This window comes from Paraburkholderia sp. 35.1 (assembly GCF_050436525.1).
In the GTDB taxonomy this organism is placed as follows: Bacteria; Pseudomonadota; Gammaproteobacteria; order Burkholderiales; family Burkholderiaceae; genus Paraburkholderia; species Paraburkholderia tuberum.
Genome location: NZ_JBNDMJ010000002.1, coordinates 1943007 through 1967699 on the forward strand (window position 1 = coordinate 1943007; position 24693 = coordinate 1967699).

12 protein-coding genes, 2 tRNA genes, 3 rRNA genes, 1 pseudogene and 2 riboswitches are annotated in these 24693 nt (G+C 62.6%); of the genes and pseudogenes, 7 read left to right on the forward strand and 11 right to left on the reverse strand.

Going from position 1 to position 24693, the window contains the following annotated elements; all coding sequences use genetic code 11:
• Position 1: 1 nt before the first annotated feature.
• Together cyoA and OKW27_RS14905 are read right to left on the reverse strand one after the other, a co-directional pair.
• Positions 2-895: a ubiquinol oxidase subunit II gene (cyoA, locus tag OKW27_RS14900; protein ID WP_187611323.1), complete on the reverse strand. Its 894-nt coding sequence runs from the start codon at positions 893-895 to the stop codon at positions 2-4.
• A 391-nt stretch (positions 896-1286) separates the two neighbouring features.
• Positions 1287-2843: an NADH-quinone oxidoreductase subunit M gene (locus OKW27_RS14905; protein ID WP_429333948.1), complete on the reverse strand. Its 1557-nt coding sequence runs from the start codon at positions 2841-2843 to the stop codon at positions 1287-1289.
• A 686-nt stretch (positions 2844-3529) separates the two neighbouring features.
• Between OKW27_RS14905 and OKW27_RS14910 the strand changes: the two genes are divergently transcribed.
• From OKW27_RS14910 to OKW27_RS14920, 3 genes are read left to right on the forward strand one after another with little or no spacing between them, the layout of a single operon-like run.
• Entirely contained in the window at positions 3530-4261 is a 732-nt protein-coding gene (locus tag OKW27_RS14910; protein WP_090805906.1) for an ABC transporter ATP-binding protein, read from the forward strand.
• Positions 4251-6830, forward strand: coding sequence for an FtsX-like permease family protein (locus tag OKW27_RS14915; RefSeq protein WP_090805907.1), 2580 nt, complete (start codon positions 4251-4253; stop codon positions 6828-6830). The genes OKW27_RS14910 and OKW27_RS14915 overlap by 11 nt, the downstream gene beginning before the upstream one ends.
• Positions 6831-6856: 26 nt before the next feature.
• A complete protein-coding gene (locus tag OKW27_RS14920; protein WP_429334605.1) occupies positions 6857-8089 on the forward strand; it encodes a lipocalin-like domain-containing protein in 1233 nt (410 codons plus the stop codon).
• 72 nt (positions 8090-8161) lie between these two features.
• Here OKW27_RS14920 and rrf read toward each other — a convergent pair.
• The 5 genes from rrf to OKW27_RS14945 all read right to left on the reverse strand — a co-directional run bounded on the left by rrf (position 8162) and on the right by OKW27_RS14945 (position 13547).
• Positions 8162-8275: ribosomal RNA gene (gene rrf, locus OKW27_RS14925) — 5S ribosomal RNA — on the reverse strand.
• A 228-nt stretch (positions 8276-8503) separates the two neighbouring features.
• A 23S ribosomal RNA gene (locus tag OKW27_RS14930) occupies positions 8504-11385 on the reverse strand.
• Positions 11386-11733: 348 nt separating this feature from the next.
• Positions 11734-11809: transfer RNA gene (locus OKW27_RS14935), tRNA-Ala, on the reverse strand.
• Between the two features lie 53 nt (positions 11810-11862).
• A tRNA-Ile gene (locus OKW27_RS14940) sits at positions 11863-11939 on the reverse strand.
• A gap of 75 nt (positions 11940-12014) precedes the next feature.
• Positions 12015-13547 (reverse strand): 16S ribosomal RNA (locus tag OKW27_RS14945).
• Together the 16S, 23S and 5S rRNA genes with 2 tRNA genes alongside form the textbook arrangement of a ribosomal RNA operon.
• Before the next feature lie 576 nt (positions 13548-14123).
• Here OKW27_RS14945 and OKW27_RS14950 point away from each other — a divergent pair.
• Complete coding sequence (locus OKW27_RS14950) at positions 14124-15068, forward strand: flagellar brake protein (protein WP_429333949.1); 945 nt, start codon at positions 14124-14126, stop codon at positions 15066-15068.
• Positions 15069-15135: 67 nt separating this feature from the next.
• Here OKW27_RS14950 and OKW27_RS14955 read toward each other — a convergent pair whose 3' ends face one another.
• The 4 genes from OKW27_RS14955 to cobW form a co-directional block, all read right to left on the reverse strand.
• Positions 15136-15675, reverse strand: a complete 540-nt coding sequence (locus OKW27_RS14955) for a vWA domain-containing protein (protein ID WP_429333950.1) — start codon at positions 15673-15675, stop codon at positions 15136-15138.
• Between the two features lie 131 nt (positions 15676-15806).
• Positions 15807-16907: an ATP-binding protein gene (locus tag OKW27_RS14960; RefSeq protein WP_429333951.1), complete on the reverse strand. Its 1101-nt coding sequence runs from the start codon at positions 16905-16907 to the stop codon at positions 15807-15809.
• Positions 16904-20722, reverse strand: coding sequence for a cobaltochelatase subunit CobN (cobN, locus tag OKW27_RS14965; protein WP_429333952.1), 3819 nt, complete (start codon positions 20720-20722; stop codon positions 16904-16906). Before cobN ends, OKW27_RS14960 begins: the two co-directional genes overlap by 4 nt.
• Positions 20723-20736: 14 nt before the next feature.
• Complete coding sequence (cobW, locus tag OKW27_RS14970; RefSeq protein ID WP_429333953.1) at positions 20737-21828, reverse strand: cobalamin biosynthesis protein CobW; 1092 nt, start codon at positions 21826-21828, stop codon at positions 20737-20739.
• Positions 21829-22030: 202 nt separating this feature from the next.
• Positions 22031-22308, reverse strand: a riboswitch (cobalamin riboswitch).
• Positions 22309-22388: 80 nt separating this feature from the next.
• Positions 22389-22648: riboswitch (cobalamin riboswitch) on the forward strand.
• 195 nt (positions 22649-22843) lie between these two features.
• Between cobW and cobA the strand changes: the two are divergent.
• From cobA to cobO, 3 genes and pseudogenes are all read left to right on the forward strand, one after another.
• A pseudogene (gene cobA / locus OKW27_RS14975) lies at positions 22844-23581 on the forward strand (uroporphyrinogen-III C-methyltransferase); the annotation flags it as partial.
• A gap of 75 nt (positions 23582-23656) precedes the next feature.
• On the forward strand, positions 23657-24091 hold the full coding sequence (locus OKW27_RS14980; protein WP_429334606.1) for a cobalamin biosynthesis protein: 435 nt from the start codon (positions 23657-23659) through the stop codon (positions 24089-24091).
• Positions 24088-24690, forward strand: coding sequence for a cob(I)yrinic acid a,c-diamide adenosyltransferase (cobO, locus tag OKW27_RS14985; RefSeq protein WP_429333954.1), 603 nt, complete (start codon positions 24088-24090; stop codon positions 24688-24690). Before OKW27_RS14980 ends, cobO begins: the two co-directional genes overlap by 4 nt.
• Positions 24691-24693 lie beyond the last annotated feature (3 nt).

Genomic DNA, 24693 nt, shown 5'->3' on the forward strand with positions numbered 1-24693 from the left:
GTTACCCCTTAGGCGCGCAGTTGGCGTCTTTCATGTTGTCGATGACGTTGCCGTTGTTGTAGCGGGCAATGATGTTGTTGAAGAGCTTCGGATCGACCGTCGAGAAGTACCGCACCGGGTCCTTTTCGCTCGGCTCGGACACCGCGTGGTAGCGGTCCATGTCGAGGCGGTCCGACGAAGCGCGGACCTTCGCAACCCAGGCATTGAAGTCTTCAGGCGACGTCGCGAGCGTGCGGAACTTCATGTCCGAGAAGCCCTTGCCGCTGAAGTTTGCCGAGGTGCCCGCGTAGTCGCCGGCGTGATCGGCGATCAGGTGCAGGCGCGTCTGCATGCCCGCCATCGCGTAGATCTGGCCGCCCAGCTGCGGGATGAAGAACGAGTTCATCACCGTGTCCGACGTGATCCGGAAGTTCACCGGCGTGCCGACCGGGATCGCGAGCTGGTTCACCGACGCGATGCCGAGGTCCGGATAAATGAACAGCCACTTCCAGTCTAGCGCGACGACTTCGACGTTGATCGGTTTGACCTGCGACTCGAGCGGACGATACGGATCGAGCTCATGCGTGCTCTTCCACGTCAACACGGCGAGAAACAAAACGATCAGCGCCGGAATGGTCCAGACGGCGACCTCGATCGCGGTGGAATGCGTCCAACCCGGACGGTATTCGGCGTTGCTGTTCGATGCGCGGTAACGCCACGCGAAAAACAGTGTCATCAGAATGACCGGCACCACGACGATCAGCATGGCCCACACCGAAGTCGCGATCAGATCACGCTCCGCGAGTCCCACACTCCCCTTCGGATTCAGAATATCGAGGTTGCTGCAACCCGAAAGCAGCAACATGAGGCTGGCGGAAATGAAACTTGCCGGCCTTCTCAGCGTCCGTCCTTTCATATCCACTGCCTCGTTTTTTTGACTTCAACGAACGTCATTCGACGGCTCTCCTTAATAAGCGCTCGCATAATAGGGGGGCATCGGATGCTAATAAACACTCGATTTAGCAACGAACTATTGCGTCGCGACGCAGTGCGACACGTTGCCGCATTTCCCCGCGCACCCTATTCACCAGCGTCGTTTGCGACGCTTCGAAACGAAGCATCGAAAAGCTGACGCATCGCAAAAGCCCCCTGAAACAAGCGCTAAAAAATCGCTGGACGCGCAGCGGTTTTCGACGTACTGCAACACGCATGCATTCACAAAGGGATTGATAACGACGCGCAAAAGCGCAAGAGCGTCGCCGCATCCTGACGCGCGGATGCGACAACGACTCTTGCGCTCTGTTCTTTTAACCCGGAGTCTGCGTGGCGACGGGAACCGGTCCGGGCGCCGCTGCCTGCAGACGCTCGCCGCCCTCCGTCGGCACGGAGTCCGAAGGCAGCGCCGAGCGTTCCGATTGCGCGAGCAGCGTGCCGACCGACGGGTCGATCGCATCGGTGAACGGCTTCGGGTCGAGACCAATCGCGAGCACCAGCAGCGCCAACGCACCGAGCAGCGCGAACTCGCGCTTGCCGAGGTCCTTCAGCTTTGCGACGCGCGCGTTGGCGATCGCACCGAAGATCACGCGCTTGTACATCCACAGCGTGTAGGCCGCGCTCAGAATCAGGGTGGTCGCGGCGATCGCACCGATCCAGAAGTTGAAGCGGATCGCGCCCATCAGCACCATGAATTCGCCGACGAAACCCGACGTGCCCGGCAGACCGATGTTGGCCATCGAGAACAGCATCACGAAAGCCGCAAAGCGCGGCATCGTGTTGGCGACGCCGCCGTATTCGGCGATCGACGCGGATTTCGTGCGGTCGTAGAGCATGCCGGTGCACAACAGCATCGCGCCGGACACCACGCCGTACGAGATCATCTGCACGATTGCGCCGGACTGGCCGAAGCGGTTGAAAACGAACAGACCGAGCGTGACGAGGCCCATATGCGCGACCGTCGAATACGCGAGCAGGCGGCGCATGTCGGTCTGCACGAGTGCGAGCAGGCTCGAATAGATCACCGCGACGAGCGACAGCGTGATCATCATCGGCGCGAAGAAATGGCTCGCTTGCGGCGCGATCGGCAGCGCGAAACGCAGCAGACCGTAGCCGCCGATCTTCAGCATGCCGATCATCACCGCGGCGCCCGTCGGGCCGTCGAGGTGTACGTCGGGCAGCCACGTGTGCAGCGGCCACATCGGCACCTTCACGCCGAACGCGGCAAGAAAGCCGAGGAAGATCAGCGCCTGCGGCACCATGTCGAGGTGCGCTTCGCGCCACACGGCGAGGTCGAAGCTATGCGTCAGGCTATACAGATAGAGCAGCGACATCAGCATCATCAGCGAGCCGAGGAACGACACGAAGAAGAACTTCACCGCCGCATACGTGCGGTTCTTGTGACCGTAGGTGCCGATCAGCAGATACAGCGGGATCAGCGTCGCCTCGAACGCAATGAAGAACATCATGCCGTCGAGGGACGTGAACACACCCTGCATGAAGCCCGACAGCATCAGGAACGCGCCGAAGTACTGCGCGGTGCGCTGCGTGATCGACTCCCACGATGCGATCACGATGATGATCGTCGTCAGCGCGGTCAGCGCGACGAGCCACAGCGAAATCCCGTCGATTCCCACATGCCATGCGATATCGAACGTCGGCGACCAGCGGACGTTCTCGACGAACTGCATCGAGGTCACGTCGTTACGGAAACTCGCCACGAGCGGGATCACCGGCAAGAAACCCGCCACCGCGCCGATCAGCGCGAGCCAGCGTGTGCGATTACGCGCCGCGTCCGACCCGGCGCGCAGAACCACGAACCCGGCGACGATGGGGATCCAGATGAGAAGACTTAGGAGAGGCAATGGCATGTGCTCTGTCAAAACTTGAAGTACAAAACGCCGCGTCAACGCCCCCTGAAACAAGCAGACATTGAAATGGAAATGTAAGTTGTAGTTCGCTGAAATTGACGCGTGGCGGGGATTCCCGCTACACGTTTACCCGCAGCCGACTGACCAAGGGTGGGAGATTACCAAGATAAGAATAATTTTGCATCGCAACAGCCGCGAAATCCGCGCCACAATACATTGTTGCAACGTGGGCGCTTGCAAAATGGATCGAAATGTGCGCTTGCACATTGTTACAAAGGCGTCGTTAGGCCTTGGCAGTTTGGCAGCAAAAGCCGGCAATTAGCCGGAGGTTGGCCGCTGTTAGGCATTCGCTGTTTATGGGGCTGGTTCGACTGGAACGGATCGTGCTGTCGAGTGCTTTTTGACGGCCGCGGACGAGCGGCAACCAAACAAAAATTTGCCTCGTCGGCGATAAAAAAATTTTTGTGCGAGCGGTCTAAGCCGACCGGCGAGGAGGTCGCTAGCGGTGCCGCGCGCCTCGATCAAGGTGCGCTCAAAATGTTCCACTCCAGGCGCACGAATCTTCCGTTTTCCTTACACAGACCAGCGCCGCGCCATGGTAACTGCTGCAGAAACTCGCGCGGCGAGGCACACTCAATTCGCGCAACGGGCTCCCCTCGCCCGACTCCTTTTCCGGACCTCCTCGCATGGCGCTTCGTGACGACGTCGTACCCGCACTCGAATGCCGCGGCCTGAGCAAGCGGTACGGCACCGGCCGCATCGTGCTCGCGCAGCTCGACTTCACACTCGCTGCGGGCGAGTTCGTCGCGATCATGGGCGATTCGGGCGTCGGCAAGTCGACATTGCTCAACCTGATCGCCGGGCTCGACCGCGCCGATAGCGGCAGCGTGCTAATCGACGGACGCCCGGTCGAACAACTCGACGACAACGCCGCGACGCGACTGCGGCGCCAGAAGCTCGGCTTCGTGTTCCAGGCGTTTCACGTGCTGCCGCATCTGACGCTCGCGCAGAACGTCGCGCTGCCACTGCTGCTCAATGATCTACCGACGGCCGCCGCGCTCGACATGCTCGCGGCGGTCGGCCTCGGCGGACGCGGCGACGACTTTCCGCGCGATCTCTCGGGCGGCGAATTGCAGCGTGTAGCCATTGCACGCGCACTCGTGCATCGTCCGACGCTGCTTCTCGCCGACGAACCGACCGGCAACCTCGACCCTGCTACCGCGCGCGACGTGCTCGGCCTGTTCCGCGCGCAATGCAAGGCGACCGGCGCGGCGACGATCATGGTCACGCATTCCGAGGCCGCGGCCGCCGTGGCCGACCGCGTGTTGATCCTGAGCGACGGCGACTTGCATGGCGCGCGCGATAAGGCCGCGAACGTCGCGCACGCCGCGGCCCGCTCGACCCACCATGGCCGTTGACCTTCGTCCACTGCCGCGCGCGCCGGGATATCGTGTTCTCGCGCGCTGGCTGATGGTCGCGGAATGGCGCAGTCATCGCGGACGCGCACTCGTCGCCATCGCGACGATCGCGCTAGGCGTCGCGCTCGGCTACGCGGTGCAATTGATCAACAGCGCCGCCTTCAACGAATTCTCGGCGGCCGCGCGCAGTCTGTCAGGCGAAGCGGATCTGCAGGTGCGCGGCGCGCAGCCCTTCGTCGACGAGTCCCTCTATCCGCGACTCGCCAACGAACCGGGCGTGGTGCTGGCGAGTCCCGTGCTCGCGCTCGACGTCGGGGTGCCGGGCCGCACCGGTGCACTGCCCGTTCTCGGCATCGACGTCTTCAAGGCGAGGTCGATCACGCCCGATCTGATCGGCGTGCCCTCGCCTGATCGCCCGTTCGACACGCTCGCCTCCGATGCGATATTTCTGTCGACGGCCGCGCAGCAATGGCTGAACGTCAAGACCGGCGACGACGTCACGCTACGCATCGGTACGTCGGATCTGCATCTGCGCGTCGCGGGCGGGCTCGTGCGCACGCGGCCGGGTCAACGGCTCGCGGTGATGGACATCGCCGCCGCGCAATGGCGATTCGGCAAGGTGGGCAAGCTGACGCGCGTTGACGTGCAACTCGCACGCGGCGTCGATCGGCAACGCTTCAAACGCGATCTGCAACAGCAACTCGGCAGCACATGGGTAGTCGCCGAGACGCGCGACACTGAGAGCCGCACCGATCGCCTGTCGCGTGCTTACCGGATCAACATGAACGTGCTCGCGCTGGTCGCGCTGTTCACGGGCGCGTTCCTCGTGTTTTCGACTCAGGCACTCGGTGTCGTGCGACGCCGATCGCAATTCGCGATGCTGCGCGTGCTCGGGCTCACGCGAGCTCAGCTATTGCGGCAGATCCTGCTTGAAGGCGCGCTGCTCGGGTTGCTCGGCTCGTTGTGTGGACTTGCGCTCGGCTACGCGATGGCCAGCGGTGCGCTGCGCTTCTTCGGCAGCGATCTCGGCGGCGGCTATTTTCCGGGCGTGCAACCGCGAGTCGGTTTCGAGCCGCTCGCGAGCGCGGTGTTTCTCGCGCTTGGGGTCGCGGTGTCGGTGTTGGGCAGCGTAGCGCCCGCTATCGACGCGGCGCGCGCACGGCCTGCCCCGGCACTCAAGGCCGGTGCCGAGGAAAGCGCATTGGCGCGGCTCGCCACGCCGTGGCCGGCGTTCGGCTGTTTGCTGGCGGCCGCCGCGCTGACGCGCGTGCCGCCGTGGTTCGATGCGCCGATCGCCGGTTATCTGGCGGTCGCGTTGCTGCTCGTCGGCGGCATTGCGCTGATGCCGCGCGTGACCGCGCTGATATTCGGCGCGGCAGGCCGCGCGCGCGGCACGCGACGCCGCGCGGGCGCGACGGGCACGCTCGCGATTGCGCGTCTCGCGAATGCGCCGGGGCAGGCGTCGATCGCGATGGGCGGCGTGCTGTCGAGCTTCGCGCTGATCGTCGCGATGGCGATCATGGTGGCCAGCTTCCGCGTGTCTGTCGACGACTGGATCACGCATCTGCTGTCCGCCGATCTGTACGTGCGCGTAGCGTCGGGTGGCAATAGCGGCGACAGTGGCGGCTTGCGGCCCGACGAACAGACACGCATCGCGACGGTGCCCGGCATCGGCAACGCCGCGTTCGCGCGCATCACACATCTGACGCTCGATCCCGCGCGCCCGGACGTCGCGCTGCTCGCCCGCGAAATCGACGCGACCGATCCGGGCGCGACTCTGCAGATGACCGGCGCGGTGCTGCCGCCGTCCGCGCTTCGCGCCGGCGACATACCTATTTGGGTCTCCGAAGCAATGATCGACCTGTATGGGTATGAGTTAGGTCAACGTGTGCGGTTGTCGCTCGGCGAGCATGGCCAGACGTTCGTCGTAGCCGGCGTCTGGCGCGACTACGCGCGACAGAGCGGCGCGATCCAGATACGGCTTGCCGATTATCGGCGGCTGACCGGCGACTCCACCGCAACCGATGTCGCCGTGACCGTCGAGCCGGGCGTGAGTGTCGAACGCGTCGTCGCAAGTTTGAAGGCGCTGCCGTTCGGCGCTTCGCTCGAGGTGTCGCAACCGGGCGAGATCCGTGCGCGCACGCTGGTGATCTTCGATCGCAGTTTCGCGGTCACGTATCTGCTCGAGGCGGTGGCGATCGTGATCGGATTGTTCGGCGTCGCAGCGACGTTTTCCGCGCAGACGCTCGCGCGCGCCCGTGAGTTCGGGATGTTGCGCCACGTCGGCGTGACGCGCGCGCAGATTCTCGCGATCCTCGCTTCGGAGGGCGGTCTGCTCACCGCATGCGGCATTGCGCTCGGTTTCGCGCTTGGTTTCGCGATCAGCCTGATTCTCGTGTTCGTCGTCAATCCACAGTCGTTTCACTGGAGCATGTCGCTGCATGTACCGTGGTTCGTGCTGGGCACAGTCGCCTTGGTAATGCTGGTGCTGTCGTGTACGACGGCGGTGGTCGCGGGACGCGGTGCGGTGTCGGTGGATGCAGTGCGCGCGGTGAAGGAGGACTGGTGATGCCAGCTGCGCGGCGTGCGTGGAAAATGCGGTTGATCTGGGATAGCGTGGCCATTCGCGAGGTTTGCTCTGCGCTTGATGGCTACGCGACGTGCATCGCGCGCCGACACGGCGGGTCACCTCCGCGGCGCCTTCAGCTTTTTTTCCGAGGGCTACTTTGGATTGGCATTGCCGCTGTGTCGCCCTCTTTCGCCGCTAGTAGCGACTCCACTGGTTCCGCCCCGGTCGCCTTCGCGGCAGTCACGCCAGACCATCCGATCTCGTTTCCGCGGGACAGCGGTGCTCATCCGGCTTTCCGCACCGAATGGTGGTACGCGACAGGCTGGCTCACGACGCCCGACAACCGACCGCTCGGATTCCAGATCACGTTCTTTCGTACGGCGACTGGTCACGATGCCGCCGATCCAAGCGATTTCGCCCCGTCGCAACTGATCATCGCGCACGCTGCGCTGAGCGATCCGGCCATCGGACACCTCGTTCACGATCAACGCATCGCTCGGCAGGGTCTCGGGCTCGCCTACGCGAAGACCGCCAACACCGACGTCAAACTCGACGCCTGGAAAATGATTCGCGCCGCGGACGGCCACTACGACGTCACCGCCGATGCAAGCGGATTCTCGCTACACCTCCAACTCGCGCCAACGCAGCCTCCGCTGATTCAGGGCGAGCGCGGTTACTCGCGCAAAGGACCGCGGCCCGAACAGGCGAGCTATTACTACAGCGAACCGCAACTCCGCGTGACGGGCACTGTGGTGCGCCCAGCCGGAGGTGGAAACGACACGACGCGCGATGCAGCAGTGACGGGGACCGCATGGCTCGATCACGAGTGGTCGAGCACGTTGCTCGACGCCAATGCGGTCGGATGGGATTGGCTCGGCGCCAATTTGACGGACGGCTCGGCGCTAATGGCATTCAAGATCCGTAGCCGCGACGGACATGCAATATGGGCCCACGCGACGCTTCGCAGACCCGATGGTCAGGCAACGAATTTCGACCCCGGTGAAGTCGACTTCACGCCGCGTCGCATGTGGCGCTCGCCGCACACGAATACTTCGTATCCGGTCTCGATGACGGTTAGAGCGGGAACGCTGACATGGCAACTCGATCCGCTGATGGACGATCAGGAACTCGACTCACGACAGTCGACCGGTGCCGTGTATTGGGAAGGCGCGGTACGGGTGAGTCAACAGAATGCGGATGTAGGGCGAGCCTATCTGGAACTGACGGGTTACGCGGATGCGTTGCGGATCGGAAAGTAGTGAAGCGCGCAAAGTCGGCCGCGTAAACGCAAAAACCCCACCGCGGCGGGTGGGGTTTCTGACTGGAGGGGAGCCTGACGATTACCTACTTTCACACGGGCAATCCGCACTATCATCGGCGTGGAGTCGTTTCACGGTCCTGTTCGGGATGGGAAGGGGTGGGACCGACTCGCTATGGTCATCAGGCATGACGGGTTGCTGCGTCGCAGGGTTGAAGTCAACCGGTTGCGCCACAGCCAATCGGGAAGAAGCGTAAAGGATTCGAGTGTGTGGGGGTTGTGTTGTTTCTGGCACAACACTGAATCCCAACCGGGCGTTTCTGTGAGCTCCCGCGGGAGGTCACACAAATCCCCTTCGGGGATCGGACCCGCGTAAGTGCTGAAGCACTCACGCGGGTCGAGACACACCTGTTATAGGATCAAGCCTTACGGGCAATTAGTATCAGTTAGCTCAGTACATTACTGTACGTGCACACCTGACCTATCAACGTCCTGGTCTTGAACGACCCTTCAAGGGGCTCGAAGCCCCGGGGATATCTCATCTTAAGGCGAGTTTCCCGCTTAGATGCTTTCAGCGGTTATCTCTTCCGAACATAGCTACCCGGCGATGCCACTGGCGTGACAACCGGTACACCAGAGGTTCGTCCACTCCGGTCCTCTCGTACTAGGAGCAGCCCCCTTCAAATATCCAGCGCCCACGGCAGATAGGGACCAAACTGTCTCACGACGTTTTAAACCCAGCTCACGTACCTCTTTAAATGGCGAACAGCCATACCCTTGGGACCGGCTACAGCCCCAGGATGAGATGAGCCGACATCGAGGTGCCAAACACCGCCGTCGATATGAACTCTTGGGCGGTATCAGCCTGTTATCCCCAGAGTACCTTTTATCCGTTGAGCGATGGCCCTTCCATACAGAACCACCGGATCACTATGACCTGCTTTCGCACCTGTTCGACTTGTCAGTCTCACAGTCAAGCACGCTTATGCCATTGCACTATCAGCACGATTTCCGACCGTACCTAGCGTACCTTCGTACTCCTCCGTTACACTTTGGGAGGAGACCGCCCCAGTCAAACTGCCTACCATGCACTGTCCCCGACCCGGATCACGGGCCAAGGTTAGAACCTCAAACAGATCAGGGTGGTATTTCAAGGACGGCTCCATTGAGACTGGCGTCCCAACTTCATAGCCTCCCACCTATCCTACACAGACCGGTTCAAAGTCCAATGCAAAGCTGCAGTAAAGGTTCATGGGGTCTTTCCGTCTAGCCGCGGGGAGATTGCATCATCACAAACACTTCAACTTCGCTGAGTCTCGGGAGGAGACAGTGTGGCCATCGTTACGCCATTCGTGCAGGTCGGAACTTACCCGACAAGGAATTTCGCTACCTTAGGACCGTTATAGTTACGGCCGCCGTTTACCGGGACTTCAATCAGGAGCTTGCACCCCATCATTTAATCTTCCGGCACCGGGCAGGCGTCACACCCTATACGTCCACTTTCGTGTTTGCAGAGTGCTGTGTTTTTATTAAACAGTCGCAGCCACCAGTTTATTGCAACCCTTTCACCCTTCTGGCGCAGGCCAGTCAGGCTATGAGGGCGTACCTTATCCCGAAGTTACGGTACCAATTTGCCGAGTTCCTTCTCCCGAGTTCTCTCAAGCGCCTTAGAATACTCATCTCGCCCACCTGTGTCGGTTTGCGGTACGGTCACTGTGAAACTGAAGCTTAGAGGCTTTTCCTGGAACCCCTTCCAGTTGCTTCGCCACCGAAGTGGCTCGCCTCGCACCCTTGAATTCCGCGCCCGGATTTGCCAAAGCGCCTTCTCCAATGCAAGGACCGGGACTTCCAACACCCGGACAACCTTCCGCGATCCGTCCCCCCATCGCATTTCACAATGGTGCAGAAATATTAATCTGCTTCCCATCAGCTACGCATTTCTGCCTCGCCTTAGGGGCCGACTCACCCTACGCCGATGAACGTTGCGTAGGAAACCTTGGGCTTACGGCGAGGGGGCCTTTCACCCCCTTTATCGCTACTCATGTCAGCATTCGCACTTCCGATACCTCCAGCACACTTTCCAGTGCACCTTCGCAGGCTTACGGAACGCTCTCCTACCATGCACATTACTGTGCATCCGCAGCTTCGGTATATGGCTTAGCCCCGTTACATCTTCCGCGCAGGACGACTCGATCAGTGAGCTATTACGCTTTCTTTAAAGGGTGGCTGCTTCTAAGCCAACCTCCTGACTGTTTTAGCCTTCCCACTTCGTTTCCCACTTAGCCATATTTGGGGACCTTAGCTGGCGGTCTGGGTTGTTTCCCTCTTGACACCGGACGTTAGCACCCGATGTCTGTCTCCCGTGATTGCACTCTTCGGTATTCGGAGTTTGCTATGGCGTAGTAATCCGCAATGGACCCCACAACCATGACAGTGCTCTACCCCCGAAGGTGATACACGAGGCACTACCTAAATAGTTTTCGGAGAGAACCAGCTATTTCCAGGTTTGTTTAGCCTTTCACCCCTATCCACAGCTCATCCCCTAACTTTTCAACGTTAGTGGGTTCGGTCCTCCAGCACGTGTTACCGTGCCTTCAACCTGGCCATGGATAGATCACCTGGTTTCGGGTCTACACCCAGCGACTGGACGCCCTGTTCGGACTCGCTTTCGCTACGCCTGCCCTAATCGGTTAAGCTCGCCACTGAATGTAAGTCGCTGACCCATTATACAAAAGGTACGCCGTCACCCCTTCGCAGAGGCTCCGACTGTTTGTATGCATGCGGTTTCAGGATCTGTTTCACTCCCCTCCCGGGGTTCTTTTCGCCTTTCCCTCACGGTACTGGTTCACTATCGGTCGATCACGAGTATTTAGCCTTGGAGGATGGTCCCCCCATCTTCAGACAGGATTTCACGTGTCCCGCCCTACTTCTCGTACACCCAGTTCTTCCATGCTGTTTTCGTCTACAGGGCTATCACCTGCTATGGCCGCACTTTCCAGAGCGTTCGACTAACAATACAGATAACGTGTACCGGCTGATCCCATTTCGCTCGCCACTACTCTGGGAATCTCGGTTGATTTCTTTTCCTGCGGTTACTTAGATGTTTCAGTTCACCGCGTTCGCCTCACGCAGCCTATGGATTCAGCTACGGATACTCCATTAGGAGTGGGTTTCCCCATTCGGACATCTCCGGATCAATGCTCGTTTGCCAGCTCCCCGGAGCTTTTCGCAGGCTACCGCGTCCTTCATCGCCTGTGATCGCCAAGGCATCCACCACATGCACTTGTTCGCTTGACCCTATAACGGGTGTGTCTCTGTGTCGACCCACGCTAGCGCTTTAGCGCTTACGTGGGTCCCATCCCCGCAGGGGATAGACGCACTCGCTACAGGTTGAGTATTCGTGTTGCGCCGTATTCCAAAGCAATCTTTCGATCACCTTTAAAATACATCGATACAATCACAACCCTGATTCACCTACTCCGCACCCATCTCCAGGTGCCTTTCGTGAATCTCTTTACTACTTCTTCCTGATTGTTAAAGAACGGCAGCCGGTATGAAGCCTGTGCCTCATACCGCTCTGACTGGCTCAATCGCCAATGCAAAGTACTCAGCATCACTTCGTGCTGAACCCTTGGCATTGAGGATTGGTGGAGGATGACGGGATCGAACCGACGACCCCCTGCTTGCAAAGCAGGTGCTCTCCCAGCTGAGCTAATCCCCCAGTCTCACAGATACTCCAGCGGCCCCAGCCCTTCAGCTCACCAGACAAGACACTGGTGGGTCTGGATGGATTCGAACCATCGACCCCCGCCTTATCAAGACGGTGCTCTAACCGGCTGAGCTACAGACCCCTGAGCCTGCCTGCGTTTCTTCTAACCACAGCCGATAAGCGTGAGCACTTGAGTGCAATGAATGCACAGCTCTGGAAAGGAGGTGATCCAGCCGCACCTTCCGATACGGCTACCTTGTTACGACTTCACCCCAGTCATGAATCCTACCGTGGTGACCGTCCTCCTTGCGGTTAGACTAGCCACTTCTGGTAAAACCCACTCCCATGGTGTGACGGGCGGTGTGTACAAGACCCGGGAACGTATTCACCGCGGCATGCTGATCCGCGATTACTAGCGATTCCAGCTTCACGCACCCGAGTTGCAGAGTGCGATCCGGACTACGATCGGTTTTCTGGGATTGGCTCCACCTCGCGGCTTGGCAACCCTCTGTTCCGACCATTGTATGACGTGTGAAGCCCTACCCATAAGGGCCATGAGGACTTGACGTCATCCCCACCTTCCTCCGGTTTGTCACCGGCAGTCTCCCTGGAGTGCTCTTGCGTAGCAACTAGGGACAAGGGTTGCGCTCGTTGCGGGACTTAACCCAACATCTCACGACACGAGCTGACGACAGCCATGCAGCACCTGTGTTATGGCTCCCTTTCGGGCACTCCCGCCTCTCGGCAGGATTCCATACATGTCAAGGGTAGGTAAGGTTTTTCGCGTTGCATCGAATTAATCCACATCATCCACCGCTTGTGCGGGTCCCCGTCAATTCCTTTGAGTTTTAATCTTGCGACCGTACTCCCCAGGCGGTCAACTTCACGCGTTAGCTACGTTACCAAGCCAATGAAGGCCCGACAACCAGTTGACATCGTTTAGGGCGTGGACTACCAGGGTATCTAATCCTGTTTGCTCCCCACGCTTTCGTGCATGAGCGTCAGTATTGGCCCAGGGGGCTGCCTTCGCCATCGGTGTTCCTCCACATCTCTACGCATTTCACTGCTACACGTGGAATTCCACCCCCCTCTGCCATACTCCAGCGCTGCAGTCACCAATGCAGTTCCCAGGTTAAGCCCGGGGATTTCACATCGGTCTTACAGCACCGCCTGCGCACGCTTTACGCCCAGTAATTCCGATTAACGCTCGCACCCTACGTATTACCGCGGCTGCTGGCACGTAGTTAGCCGGTGCTTATTCTTCCGGTACCGTCATCCCTCACGGATATTAGCCACAAGGTTTTCTTTCCGGACAAAAGTGCTTTACAACCCGAAGGCCTTCTTCACACACGCGGCATTGCTGGATCAGGCTTGCGCCCATTGTCCAAAATTCCCCACTGCTGCCTCCCGTAGGAGTCTGGGCCGTGTCTCAGTCCCAGTGTGGCTGGTCGTCCTCTCAGACCAGCTACAGATCGTCGGCTTGGTAGGCCTTTACCCCACCAACTACCTAATCTGCCATCGGCCGCCCCTTGAGCGCGAGGTCCCGAAAGATCCCCCGCTTTCCTCTCCCGAGCGTATGCGGTATTAATCCGGCTTTCGCCGGGCTATCCCCCACTCCAGGACACGTTCCGATGTATTACTCACCCGTTCGCCACTCGCCACCAGACCGAAGTCCGTGCTGCCGTTCGACTTGCATGTGTAAGGCATGCCGCCAGCGTTCAATCTGAGCCAGGATCAAACTCTTCAGTTCAAACCTGTTACTGTGTTCGGGCTCTCTCGAACCCGGTCGCTCACTCAACGTACTGACGATGATTGATCCGTCTTTCGACAGACAAACCTTCCTCTAATACTGTGTGAGGCTTCTGATACTTCTGCCTGACAGCAGACTCCGGAGAATCCGCCGCCGCATTCCGCATCAAGCGCCCACACTTATCGACTGTTAGTTTTTAAAGATCGGTCCGCCAAACCCGCCGCGCCTGAACCACCACTACCCGGCACTGCTTCGTTTGCGTCGCTGCGTCTGCAGCAGAGAAATGAGATTATGGAGAGCGGTCGACAACACGTCAATACCCTTCTGCGAATTTCTTTTGGGAGCAAAGACTGCCATCTCCATCGCATTGCCGCCAGCCGTAAAAAAGAGTCAACTCTGGCCAGACCGAAAATCAGCGGAAATAGTTAGTCATCCGATTCAACCCGCCGAAGTCCTGATACCGACAAAACAAAGTAGTCCGAGCACGGCTCGAACTCACCACCGCTCCCCAAATTAAAGTTCTACCCTTCCCCGCCGTCAATCAGATCATCCCGCCACTTAAATTAGCTGCCGACTATGGACAATCTCGTCGACGCACACGTCGAGGACACCCAGCCCGCCGCGGCATCCCCGATGCTCGAGCCTGATACGGTGCCGGTAGGCACGCCGCTCCCATGGCCGATCGTCGATGCCGACGGCACGCTGCTCTTCGCAAGCGCGACGACGCTCGCGACCACCGACGAGCGCGCCTTTCTGTTTCAACACTTCCGCCCGCAACGCGGCGACCTGTTCGACCTCGGCGCCCAACAACCGCCGGCGCCAACCGCCCAGCCTGACCACGCCGGTGAGTTGACGCTGAAGGACATGCACCTCGAGATCGGCACATTGATCGGCATGCGTTCGCAACTCGGCAGCGGCGCGCCGATGCAACCTTGCGGCATCATCGGTTTCGCGCCGAATCATGCGCTGTTCGTCACGCCGCCGATGCAGCAGGGCCAACCGCTGCCGCTCACGCCCGGCGAGAACGTCGAGGTCGTCGCGATCGCGAGTCAGGCCGTGTTCCGTTTCGTCTGCACGGTCGAAGCGGTCTGCCGCGTGCCGTTCGACTATGCCGTGTTGTCGAGGCCCGGTATGGTCCGCCGGCTCCGTGAGCGCAAATCGATCCGCGTCCACGCGCACCTGCCCGTGCGGTTTGGCATCGGCGGGAGCGGTGACACTTACGAAGGCCTTGGACTCGCCAAGGGCATCAGCGCGCTCGGCATGTCGTTGAGTGCGTCATGGACACTGGGCGAAGTCGGCGAGCGGCTGCGCATCGCGTTCCGGCTGAAGTCGGCCGAATACGATTCACAGATCGAGACGACGGCGGTGATCCGCAACGTTCAGAAGGGCAAAACGCCTGGCGAGCCGTCCATGCATGGGCTCGAACTGGATCAACTCGATTCCGTTCAACAGATGGCGATGAAGGTGTTCGTGTTCGATCGTCAGGAGAATGTGCAGCACTGGTCCAACGGACTGAAATAAGCGGTACGGCCACAAAAGCAACGCGCGTGCGGCCACAGCAGCGTCGACCTCGCTGCGCACACATCGATCAGCCGAGCAACTCTTCCGGCGTCAACCGCCGCGCTCCCCAGGCATTGGCGAGCACCTCGCAACGACCGAGCCGTATTGCACCACGCTCGAAATCGACGAACACGACTTCATCGACGTCGGCCGGCCGCGCGGGTTCGTCGCTCGTGCGGCCGTCGGTCAGAATCCATAACCAGCGCTGCTGGGCCGGCCGTCGCCGCACGCAGCGTTCGAGCAGTTGCGCGGCGCTGCGCACGCCCGACGCGAGCGGCGAACCGCCGCCTCCGCCCACGGGCGCGAGCCATCGCTCGTTCCACCAGCGCGGCACGGCGGGGCCGAAGCGCACATCCGCTCCCGCACCGCCGAAGCAGATCAGCGCAGCCTCGGCGCGCATCGCACTCGCACGGTCGAACAAGGCAGTCAGTAGACCCTTCGCCAACGCGAGGCGCTGGCCCGCCAGCATCGACCCGGAGCAATCGAGCACGAAGCAATGCAGCACACCGCCACGCGGCACTTCCCGTACGAAACGCAGATGCTCACGACGCAGCGTGTGCTCGCGCATCGCGGCGAGCGTCGGTGGCCATGCAATGCGCCTGCCCGGTTCGCCGCGCGACGTGTCGCGCGAATCCGCCCCCGCGCCTCGTCGCCATCGAAAACCGCTGCGCGAGTCAGCGGCGGCGCCTTTCCGATGGCTCAGCGTTTTTTTGCGTCGAGCGCAATTACGCCTTTGACAGGCAAAGCCGCGGCCGGCTCGGGCGGCAGGTAGCCCCACTCGGAGTCGGCGGAAGGTGTCGTGGATGCGGCCGTATCGCCGGATGCACCCGCAGCGACGTCCCGTGTCGGCGCCGCGCTTTCTGGCCGGCGCTGATTCGCATGTTGCGAATCATGCTGACGCCGCCGATGAAGCAGCACCGGATCGGCAACGCGCTCCACATGCCGCACCGTCACCGCACCTGCCCGTTCGAATGCGGCCAGCGCGCGCGCCGCGCGCAGCATCACGAGGTCGGCGCGCAGGCCGTCGACGGCCGCGTCGATGCATAGCGCGCTCACGCGCGCATGGACGGCGTCATCGAACGACAGCAGCGGCAGCGCCGCGCGCGCCGAGCGAATTCGCTGCGCGTATGAAGCTTGCTGCTCCGCGTAAACGGTACGAAACCCAGCGGGATCGAGATCGAACGCGAACCGCGCTTTGACGATCGCCTGCCGCACCTGCGGCTCGAACGCGTTCTGCAACTCCACCATCAGACCGAAGCGGTCGATCAATTGCGGCCGCAACTCGCCCTCTTCGGGATTCATCGTGCCGATCAGCACGAAGCTCGCGTCATGACTATGCGACACGCCATCGCGTTCGACGGTATTCACGCCGCTCGCCGCCGCATCGAGCAACGCATCGACGAGCGCATCGGGCAGCAGATTGACTTCGTCGACGTACAGCACGCCGCGATGCGCCTTCGCGAGCAGCCCCGGCGAGAAGCGCACCGAGCCGTCGCGCAACACGCTTTCGATATCGAGCGTGCCGATCAGACGATCCTCGCTCGCGCCAAGCGGCAGATTCACGAGCTCTCCCTCCGGCAGCAGTTCCGCAAGCGCGCGCGCGGCAGTCGACTTCGCGGTGCCACGCGGTCCGCTGATCAATACGCCGCCCAAGCCCGGGTCGATCGCCGCGAGCACCAGCGCCTGCTGCAACGAGGCCTGGCCGATCAGCGCCGCAAACGGAAAAACGGGCCGCGCCGCCGTACCCGATACACAGGCGGAGCTACCTGCGTCGTCCGCTCCTCGCATCGCTCCATTCATGTTTGTCTTCCTTCGATCTGCTGTTCGCTCGCCAGCAGATGCGTTTCCACCTGCGCGCGATAGTCACCCGGCTGCTGCCACAGCCCCCGCTGCATCGCCTCGAGCAAACGCTCGCAGATCGAATGCAGCGCATGCGGATTGTGCCGTTGCATGAACGCGCGCGTATCGGCGTCATTCAGATAAGCATCGGCGACGAGCGCGTATTGATGATCCGCGATCACGCGCGCGGTCGCGTCGTAGCCATACAGATAATCGACGGTCGCGGCGATCTCGGCCGCGCCCTTGTAGCCGTGGCGCTTCACGCCGTCGAGCCATTTCGGATTGACCACGCGCGAGCGGATCACGCGCGCGATCTCCTCCTGCAACGTCCGCACGCGCGGCGCGGCCGGATTGCTGTGATCCGCGTGATAGACGCGCGGCTGCCGACCTGCCAGATGCCGCACCGCCGCGACCATGCCGCCCTGAAACTGGTAGTAGTCGTTCGAATCGAGCACGTCGTGCTCGCGGTTGTCCTGGTTCTGCAGCACGAGGTCCATCACTGCGAGGCGCGTGCCAAACGCTTGATGCGCCTCCTCGCCCGCGCTCTTCTGCGCGTACGCATATCCGCCCCATGCCTGATACGCGTTCGCGAGATCGGCGTCGGTCTGCCATTGGCGCGAGTCGATCATCTGCTGCAGACCCGCGCCGTACGTGCCCGGCCGCGCGCTGAACACGCGCCAGCCGGCGCGCTTGCGCGCTTCGACCGGGTCCATGCCGCGCGCGATCAACGCATCGCGTTCGCGCTGCACGCGCGCGCGAATCGGATTCAGCTCCGCGGGCTCGTCGAGTTCGGCCACCGCTTGCACGGCCGCATCGAACAGATGCATCACGTTCGCGAACGCATCGCGAAAGAAACCGGATACGCGCAACGTGACGTCGATACGCGGCCGATCGAACGCGTCGATCGGCATGATCTCGAAGTCCGTCACACGGTGGCTGCCCGGCGCCCATTTCGGCCGCACGCCGAGCAGCGCGAGCGCCTGCGCGATATCGTCGCCGCCGGTGCGCATCGTCGCGGTGCCCCAGACCGACAGGCCGATCGCGCGGGGATAATCGCCGTGCTCCTGCAGATGCCGCTCGATCAGTTGCTGCGCCGATTTCAGGCCGAGTGCCCACGCGGCTTGCGTCGGCACCGCGCGCGTGTCGACCGAATAGAAGTTGCGGCCGGTGGGCAGCACGTCGGGCCGACCGCGCGACGGCGAACCGCTCGGACCTGGCGGCACGAAACGTCCTTCGAGGCCACGCTTCAACTGCGTCATTTCCTGCGGGCCGCAGGCGTCGAGACGCGGCAGCACGTCGTCGCGCAGGCGTGCGATCACCTGTGCCGCTTGCAGCAGACTTTCGTCGGCTACGGGGACGGCCTGCGAACGATCCGCATCATCGCAATCGACATCGCAGACACCGCGCAACAGCTCGCCCGCGAGCAATTCCAACCGCTCGCGCGTATCGCCGTAATGTCGCCACGGCGCATCGCTGACCCGCTGCAATACCTCGGGTCGCGGGCCGTCCCATGCGGCGGCCCAATCCACCGTCAACGGGTCGAACCGATGATCGATGCGCAGATCGCGCGCCAACGCGTCGACGAGCCCCGCCTTGCCGCCCTGCCCATCTCCGACCGGAAAGCGCCCGAGCGCGAGCAGCGTGTCGCGCCGCTGCACGCCCCGCGGCGACTGCCCGAACGTATGCAGGCCATCGCGAATCTGCGCTTCCTTCAGCTCGCACAGCCACGCATCGACGCGTGTGAGCAGCGCGTCTTCATCGTCCTGTCGGTTCGGCGCCGCGAGACTCAGCTCTTCGTGCAGCCGATGCTCGACGATCGTCGTCAGAATCGTGCGACGCAAGAGCTTCGCGCGACGCGAATCGACCATCAATGCCTCGTAGTATTCGTCGACCTGGCGTTCGAGGTCCTGCAGCGGCCCATAGTTTTCGGCGCGTGTAAGCGGTGGCATCAGATGATCGATGATCACCGCCTGCGCGCGCCGCTTCGCCTGGCTGCCCTCGCCCGGATCGTTGACGATGAACGGATACAGATGCGGCATCGGTCCGAGAATCAGATCGGGCCAGCACGCGTCGCTCAAGGCGACGCTTTTGCCCGGCAGCCATTCCAGGTTGCCGTGCTTGCCGACGTGCACGACCGCGTCGATGCCGAACTGATGGCGCAGCCAGAAATAGAACGCGAGGTATGCGTGCGGCGGTACGAGCTCCGCATCGTGATAGCTCGCGTAGTCGCCGTGCTCGCGCGAACGCGCAGGCTGAATGCCGACGAACACCAGGCCGCAGCGCCAGCCGGCGATCATGAAGCGGCCGCGCCGTAGCGTGGGGTCCTGCTCGGGCTTGCCCCAGCGCGCGTTCAACGCGTCGCGCGCGCTCGCCGGCAACGCGTTGAAATGCGCGAGATAGTCGTCGAGTGCGAGGCTTTGCAGGGCCGGACGCAGATCGCGTACGACCGGATCGTTGGTCACGCCTTCGGTCAGCCTGTTCAACAACGCGTCGCCGTTTTCGGGCAATTCGCCGACACCATAACCTTCATCGCGCAGCATCGACAGAATGCCGACCACCGACGCCGGCGTATCGAGCCCGACGCCATTGCCGATGCGCCCTTCGCTCATCGGATAGTTGGCGAGAATCAACGCGACTTTTTTGTCGGCGTTATCGAGCGAACGCAAACGGCACCAGCGCCGGCTCAGCTCGGCGAGAAAGCGCACCCGTTCGAGGTCGGGCTGATAGCGGACCACGTCGACCTGCGTATGCGAACAGCGATACGCGAGCCCCTTGAAGCTGATCGCGCGCGTGATGATGCGCCCGTCCACTTCGGGCAGCGCGATATGCATCGCGATGTCGCGCGAATTGAGGCCGTGGTTGTCCTTCAGCCAGTCTTCGCGATTGCCGCCGCTCAGGATCACCTGAAACACCGGCGCGTCGCCGGCGAGCGCGAGCGGCTCCGGGTCGTCGATCGCGGAAGCGGCGAACGCGGTCGTGTTCAGCACGAGCGCGACACCATGTTGCGCGCACAGCGACTGCACGACATCGCGGCTCAGCGCATCCTTCAGCGACGTGATCGCGAGCGGCAGCGGATTGAGCCCTTGCGCTTCGAGCGCGTCGATCAGCGCATCGAACACCGCGGTATTGGCGGCCTGCAGATGCGCCTTGTAGAACAGAATCGCGACGACCGGCGCGTCTTGCCGCCAACGCGCCTGCCAGTCGGCGACGATGGGGGTATCGCGCTCAGGGTGATACAGCGACGCGGCCGGCAACGCGCGCGGCGGATCGGGTTCGCGCCCCCAGTCGAGCGCGCGATACGCGACGCAGCGCAAAAACGCCTCGGCGTTCTGCGGACCGCCCTCGCGCAGATAGCGCCACAGCTGCTGACACAACTCGGCGCTCGCAGTGCTGCGCGCGAGCAGGTTCGGGTCTTCCTGCAGATCGCCGGAAAACATCGCGAGTGTTTGCTGTTTGCGCTGCGCGAGCGCGACCACCTGCTCGATGCCGTACGGCCAATACGTTTCGCCGCCGAGATGATCGACGACGACCACGCGCGCATGCTGCAACACGTCGTCCAGATAGAAATCGACCGAGGCAGGCTGACGCAGATACGTGACGTTCGCGAGCCGCACGCTCGGAAAGCCGTCGCCGAGACGCGGCACTACGCTCGCGAGCAGCGACAGCGTGGTGTCGGCGGAACTGAGCACGACGATCTCGGCGGGCTGCTGATCGATGCGGATCACGCCCTGCGTATCGTCGACGAAGCCGCCCGGCGTCGTGCGCAGCAGATGCATGCTGGTGCGCCCGTTTATGCCGTCGCGTTCGACGTCGCGCCGAGCGCCGCGTCGAACGCCTGTTGCAGCGCGTGTTGGTCGAGGTCTGCGCCGATCAGCACGAAGCGGCTCAACGCGCCGTCGCCATTTTCACCCGCTTGCCAGCGCCGGTCGAAGTAGCTCTCGAAGCGCCGGCCCACGCCCTGGATCACGAGACGCATAGCCGCGCCCTGCAGTGCCGCGAAGCCTTTGACACGGTAAATCGTGTGGGTTTCGACGAGCGCCTGCAAGGCGGCGAGCGCCGCGTCGCGCGACGGTACCGATGCCTGCACGACGACCGAATCGAATTCATCGTGGTGATGATCGGGGTCGTCGGCGGAACCGTGGTGGTCATGACGCAGGTGGATCGTCTCTTCCGACGCCGCTTCGAGGCCCAGCAGCGTATGCAGGTCGAGCCGCCCCTGCTGCGCGCGCACGATCTTCACCTGCGGCGCAATCTCCGCGCGGATCGCGGCTTCGACCTCGTGCTGCCGCGCGTCGTCGATCAGATCGGTCTTGTTCAGAATCACCAGGTCGGCCGCCGACAACTGGTCTTCGAACAGCTCATGCAGCGGCGACTCGTGATCGAGATTCGGATCGGCCTTGCGCTGCGCATCGACGGCGAGCGGGTTATCGGCGAACTGGCCGCTCGCGGCGGCCGGGCCGTCCACCACCGTCACCACCGCGTCGACCGTGAAGCCGTTGCGGATCTGCGGCCAGTTGAACGCCTGCACAAGCGGCTTCGGCAAGGCGAGCCCCGACGTTTCGATCAGCACGTGATCGAGTTCGTCGCGGCGCTCCGCGAGCTTTTCCATCACCGGGAAAAATTCTTCCTGCACGGTGCAGCACAAACAACCGTTCGCGAGTTCATACAATTGTCCTTCAGTCTCGACGCCGTTTTCATCGCAACCGATGCCGCAGCCCCTGAGGATTTCGCCGTCGATGCCGAGCTCGCCGAACTCGTTGACGATCACCGCGATGCGCTTGCCGCCCGCATGCTGAAGAATGTGCCGCAGCAGCGTGGTTTTGCCGCTGCCGAGAAAGCCCGTGACGATCGTGACGGGGATCTTGCGCAATTGAGTTTGCATCGTGAGGTCCATCCCTTGGCGTTGATCGGTATGCCGGAAAGTCCGCGCGTGGGTCCGCGTCGGCTGGCGAATGGAGCGAATGAAGCACGCGCAGCAGTACCGGCGATTACCAGACACGGGGACGAACGACGGCATTGCCGCGACAACGGAAATACAGAAAGCGGAACTGAGGTCATGAACGCGCCGCCGCATCCCCGCGGCGGTCGTTCTGCTTCGTTGGGCCGGTATCCGGGCTGGCGAAAGCGCCGCTTCCCCTTCCCGGCCGAGTGGTTTCTCGTCCAGTGGTGAAATGTCCACGCGAGCTTGCGCGAGGACATCGAAGCCGGCACTGCGGTGCCCGGCTATCAAGCCGGAACCGCTTTTCGCTTACCGTTGCGGGGACAGCACAGGTTAGCCGCTCCAGAGCAGGTGGCTCCCTGTTTCCCGTTTAACTGCATGCGCACGAGCGCGCACGCGAGCACCCAAAGTGCGTGCGAGTGTAGGCCCGCGGCCTTGCGCAGTCAAGCAACGCACCGAGCCGGAAAGCGCCGCCGAGGCTTATCCGGCAAGGCGCCATGTGCTATCGTATGCGCGCGTTTGGTGCCCGCACATGCGCTCGCGTGTGCAGTTAAACGGGAAACAGGCAGCGCCTCGCGCGTTCAACCTGTGCTGTCCCCGCAACGGTAAGCGACCTGCGGCGCGCGATTCGATTCGCCTTCGATTCCGACGTGCCGCGCATGCGTTTTTTGATGCCACTGTCCCGCGAATCCACAAACCGGGACGGGAAGGCGAAGCGCATGAGGCCGCCAGCCCGGATACCGGCCAGACGCGGAGGCGGTGCCGCATTGCATCCGTGCGTCACGCGGCGCCGCCGGCCGCCGGAATCCGCGGGGAACGGATGTGAAGGCGTAGCAGCGCGGCATCGCGCGTGCCCGGATTCGCAGTTGCGCATGACCACTATATTCACCGCCGCGCGCGCTGTCGCACGCCGCGTCTCTTCTTCCATCACCGCATGGCGCGCGCCATGCACGCCGCGATGACGCGCGCCTGGCTGATCGGCGCCGGTCCCGGCGACGTCGAACTGATCACGCTGAAGGCCACCCGTGCGCTCGCGCAGGCCGATGTCGTGCTCGTCGACGATCTGGTGAATCCCGACGTGCTGCAGTTCGCGCGCACCGACGCGCAAGTCCTGTACGTCGGCAAACGCGGCGGCCATCCGTCGACGCCGCAAGCCGACATCGTCGCGCAAATGCTCGGGCATCTGCGCGCGGGGCGCAGCGTCGCGCGGCTCAAGGGCGGTGATCCGTTCGTGTTCGGCCGCGGCGGCGAAGAGTTGCAGGCGCTACAGGCCGCGGGTATCGAAGTCGACGTGATCAACGGCATCACGGCCGGCATCGCGGCGCCCGCGGCGCTCGGTATCGCGGTCACGCATCGTGATCACGCGCAGGGCGTCGTGTTCGTCACCGGCCACGGCGCCGGCAGTGGCGAACCGGACTGGGCCGCGCTCGCCGCGACGCGCATGACGCTGGTGATCTACATGGGCATGCGCCGGCTCGGCGAGATCGCCCGCGCATTGCTCGCTGCCGGCATGTCCGCCGACACGCCGTGCGCGGCGATCGAGTCGGCGACGCGGCCTGAGCAGCGTCATGTGCTCGCGCCGCTTCGCGAGTTCGCCGAGGCGGTGGCGCGCGCGGGGCTCGGCTCGCCGGCGATCGTCGTGATCGGCGCTGTGGCGTCGCTCGCACTGGCGCGTGATGCGGCCAAACGCGACGCCGGCGTTGCTCACGAACTGGCAGCGAGCGCGACACGACACGGACTCGCACGCGCGATCAAAACGCTGAGCGTCGGCATCGGTTGCCGCTTGCACAGCAAAGCCGCTGAGATCGAAGCCGCCGTCCGCGCAGCGCTCGGATCGAATGCCTTCGAGCAGATCCGCGCGATCGCGACGATCGACACCAAAGCCAACGAAGCCGGTCTGCTCGAATTCTGCTCACGTCATCAGCTGCCGCTGCAACTGTTCAGCCGCGAGCAGATCGCCGCGGTACCGGTCGCGTCGCCGTCGGCGGCGGCACACGCGCATCTCGGCGTCGATGGTGTGTGCGAGCCGTGCGCGCTGCTGGCGGCAACGGCGCCGGACTCCACCACAACCGCGCAAAACGCGCGTCTGATCGTACGCAAGACCGCGCACGCCGGCATCACGGTGGCGATCGCAGCGGCGAACGACGCTGCCCTTAGCGACGCGCCCCCATCCCATCCCGCCTCTCAAAACCAGGACCCTCGATGAAAACCGATCCGGAATCGCATCAACGCATGACCGAACGCCGCCGCGAAGGCCACGAAAAGAAGCAGGCCGGCGCGACCGTCGAAAAAGGCCTGCTGATCGTCAACACCGGCACCGGCAAGGGCAAGAGCACGGCCGCGTTCGGCATGGCCGTGCGGGTGCTCGGCCACGGCATGCGGCTCGGCGTCGTGCAGTTCATCAAGGGCGCGCTGCATACGTCGGAGCGCGATTTCCTCGGCGCGATCGCGCAATGCGATTTCGTCACGATGGGCGACGGCTACACGTGGAACACGCAGAACCGCGAGGCCGACATGGCGACAGCGCGCAAAGGCTGGAACGAAGCGCGGCGGATGATCGAAAGCGGCGACTACCAGATGGTGATCCTCGACGAGCTGAACACCGTGCTGAAGTACGAATACCTGCCGCTCGACGAAGTGCTCGCGGTGATCAACGCGCGTGCGCAGATGTTGCATGTCGTCGTGACCGGACGCCATGCGCCGGACGCGCTGATCGAAGCTGCCGACCTCGTCACCGAAATGCGCGCGATCAAGCATCCGTATCGCGAGCAAGGTGTGAAGGCGCAGCGCGGCGTGGAGTTCTGAGCG

Coding starts and splice junctions, on each gene's coding strand:
- OKW27_RS14950 (WP_429333949.1), top strand. CDS start 14,124: ATGGACAATCTCGTCGACGCACACGTCGAGGACACCCAGCCCGCCGCG.
- OKW27_RS14955 (WP_429333950.1), bottom strand. CDS start 15,675: ATGCGCGAGCACACGCTGCGTCGTGAGCATCTGCGTTTCGTACGGGAA.
- cobW (WP_429333953.1), bottom strand. CDS start 21,828: ATGCAAACTCAATTGCGCAAGATCCCCGTCACGATCGTCACGGGCTTT.
- OKW27_RS14920 (WP_429334605.1), top strand. CDS start 6,857: ATGCGGTTGATCTGGGATAGCGTGGCCATTCGCGAGGTTTGCTCTGCG.
- cobN (WP_429333952.1), bottom strand. CDS start 20,722: ATGCATCTGCTGCGCACGACGCCGGGCGGCTTCGTCGACGATACGCAG.
- cyoA (WP_187611323.1), bottom strand. CDS start 895: ATGAAAGGACGGACGCTGAGAAGGCCGGCAAGTTTCATTTCCGCCAGC.
- OKW27_RS14910 (WP_090805906.1), top strand. CDS start 3,530: ATGGCGCTTCGTGACGACGTCGTACCCGCACTCGAATGCCGCGGCCTG.
- cobO (WP_429333954.1), top strand. CDS start 24,088: ATGAAAACCGATCCGGAATCGCATCAACGCATGACCGAACGCCGCCGC.
- OKW27_RS14960 (WP_429333951.1), bottom strand. CDS start 16,907: ATGAATGGAGCGATGCGAGGAGCGGACGACGCAGGTAGCTCCGCCTGT.
- OKW27_RS14915 (WP_090805907.1), top strand. CDS start 4,251: ATGGCCGTTGACCTTCGTCCACTGCCGCGCGCGCCGGGATATCGTGTT.
- OKW27_RS14905 (WP_429333948.1), bottom strand. CDS start 2,843: ATGCCATTGCCTCTCCTAAGTCTTCTCATCTGGATCCCCATCGTCGCC.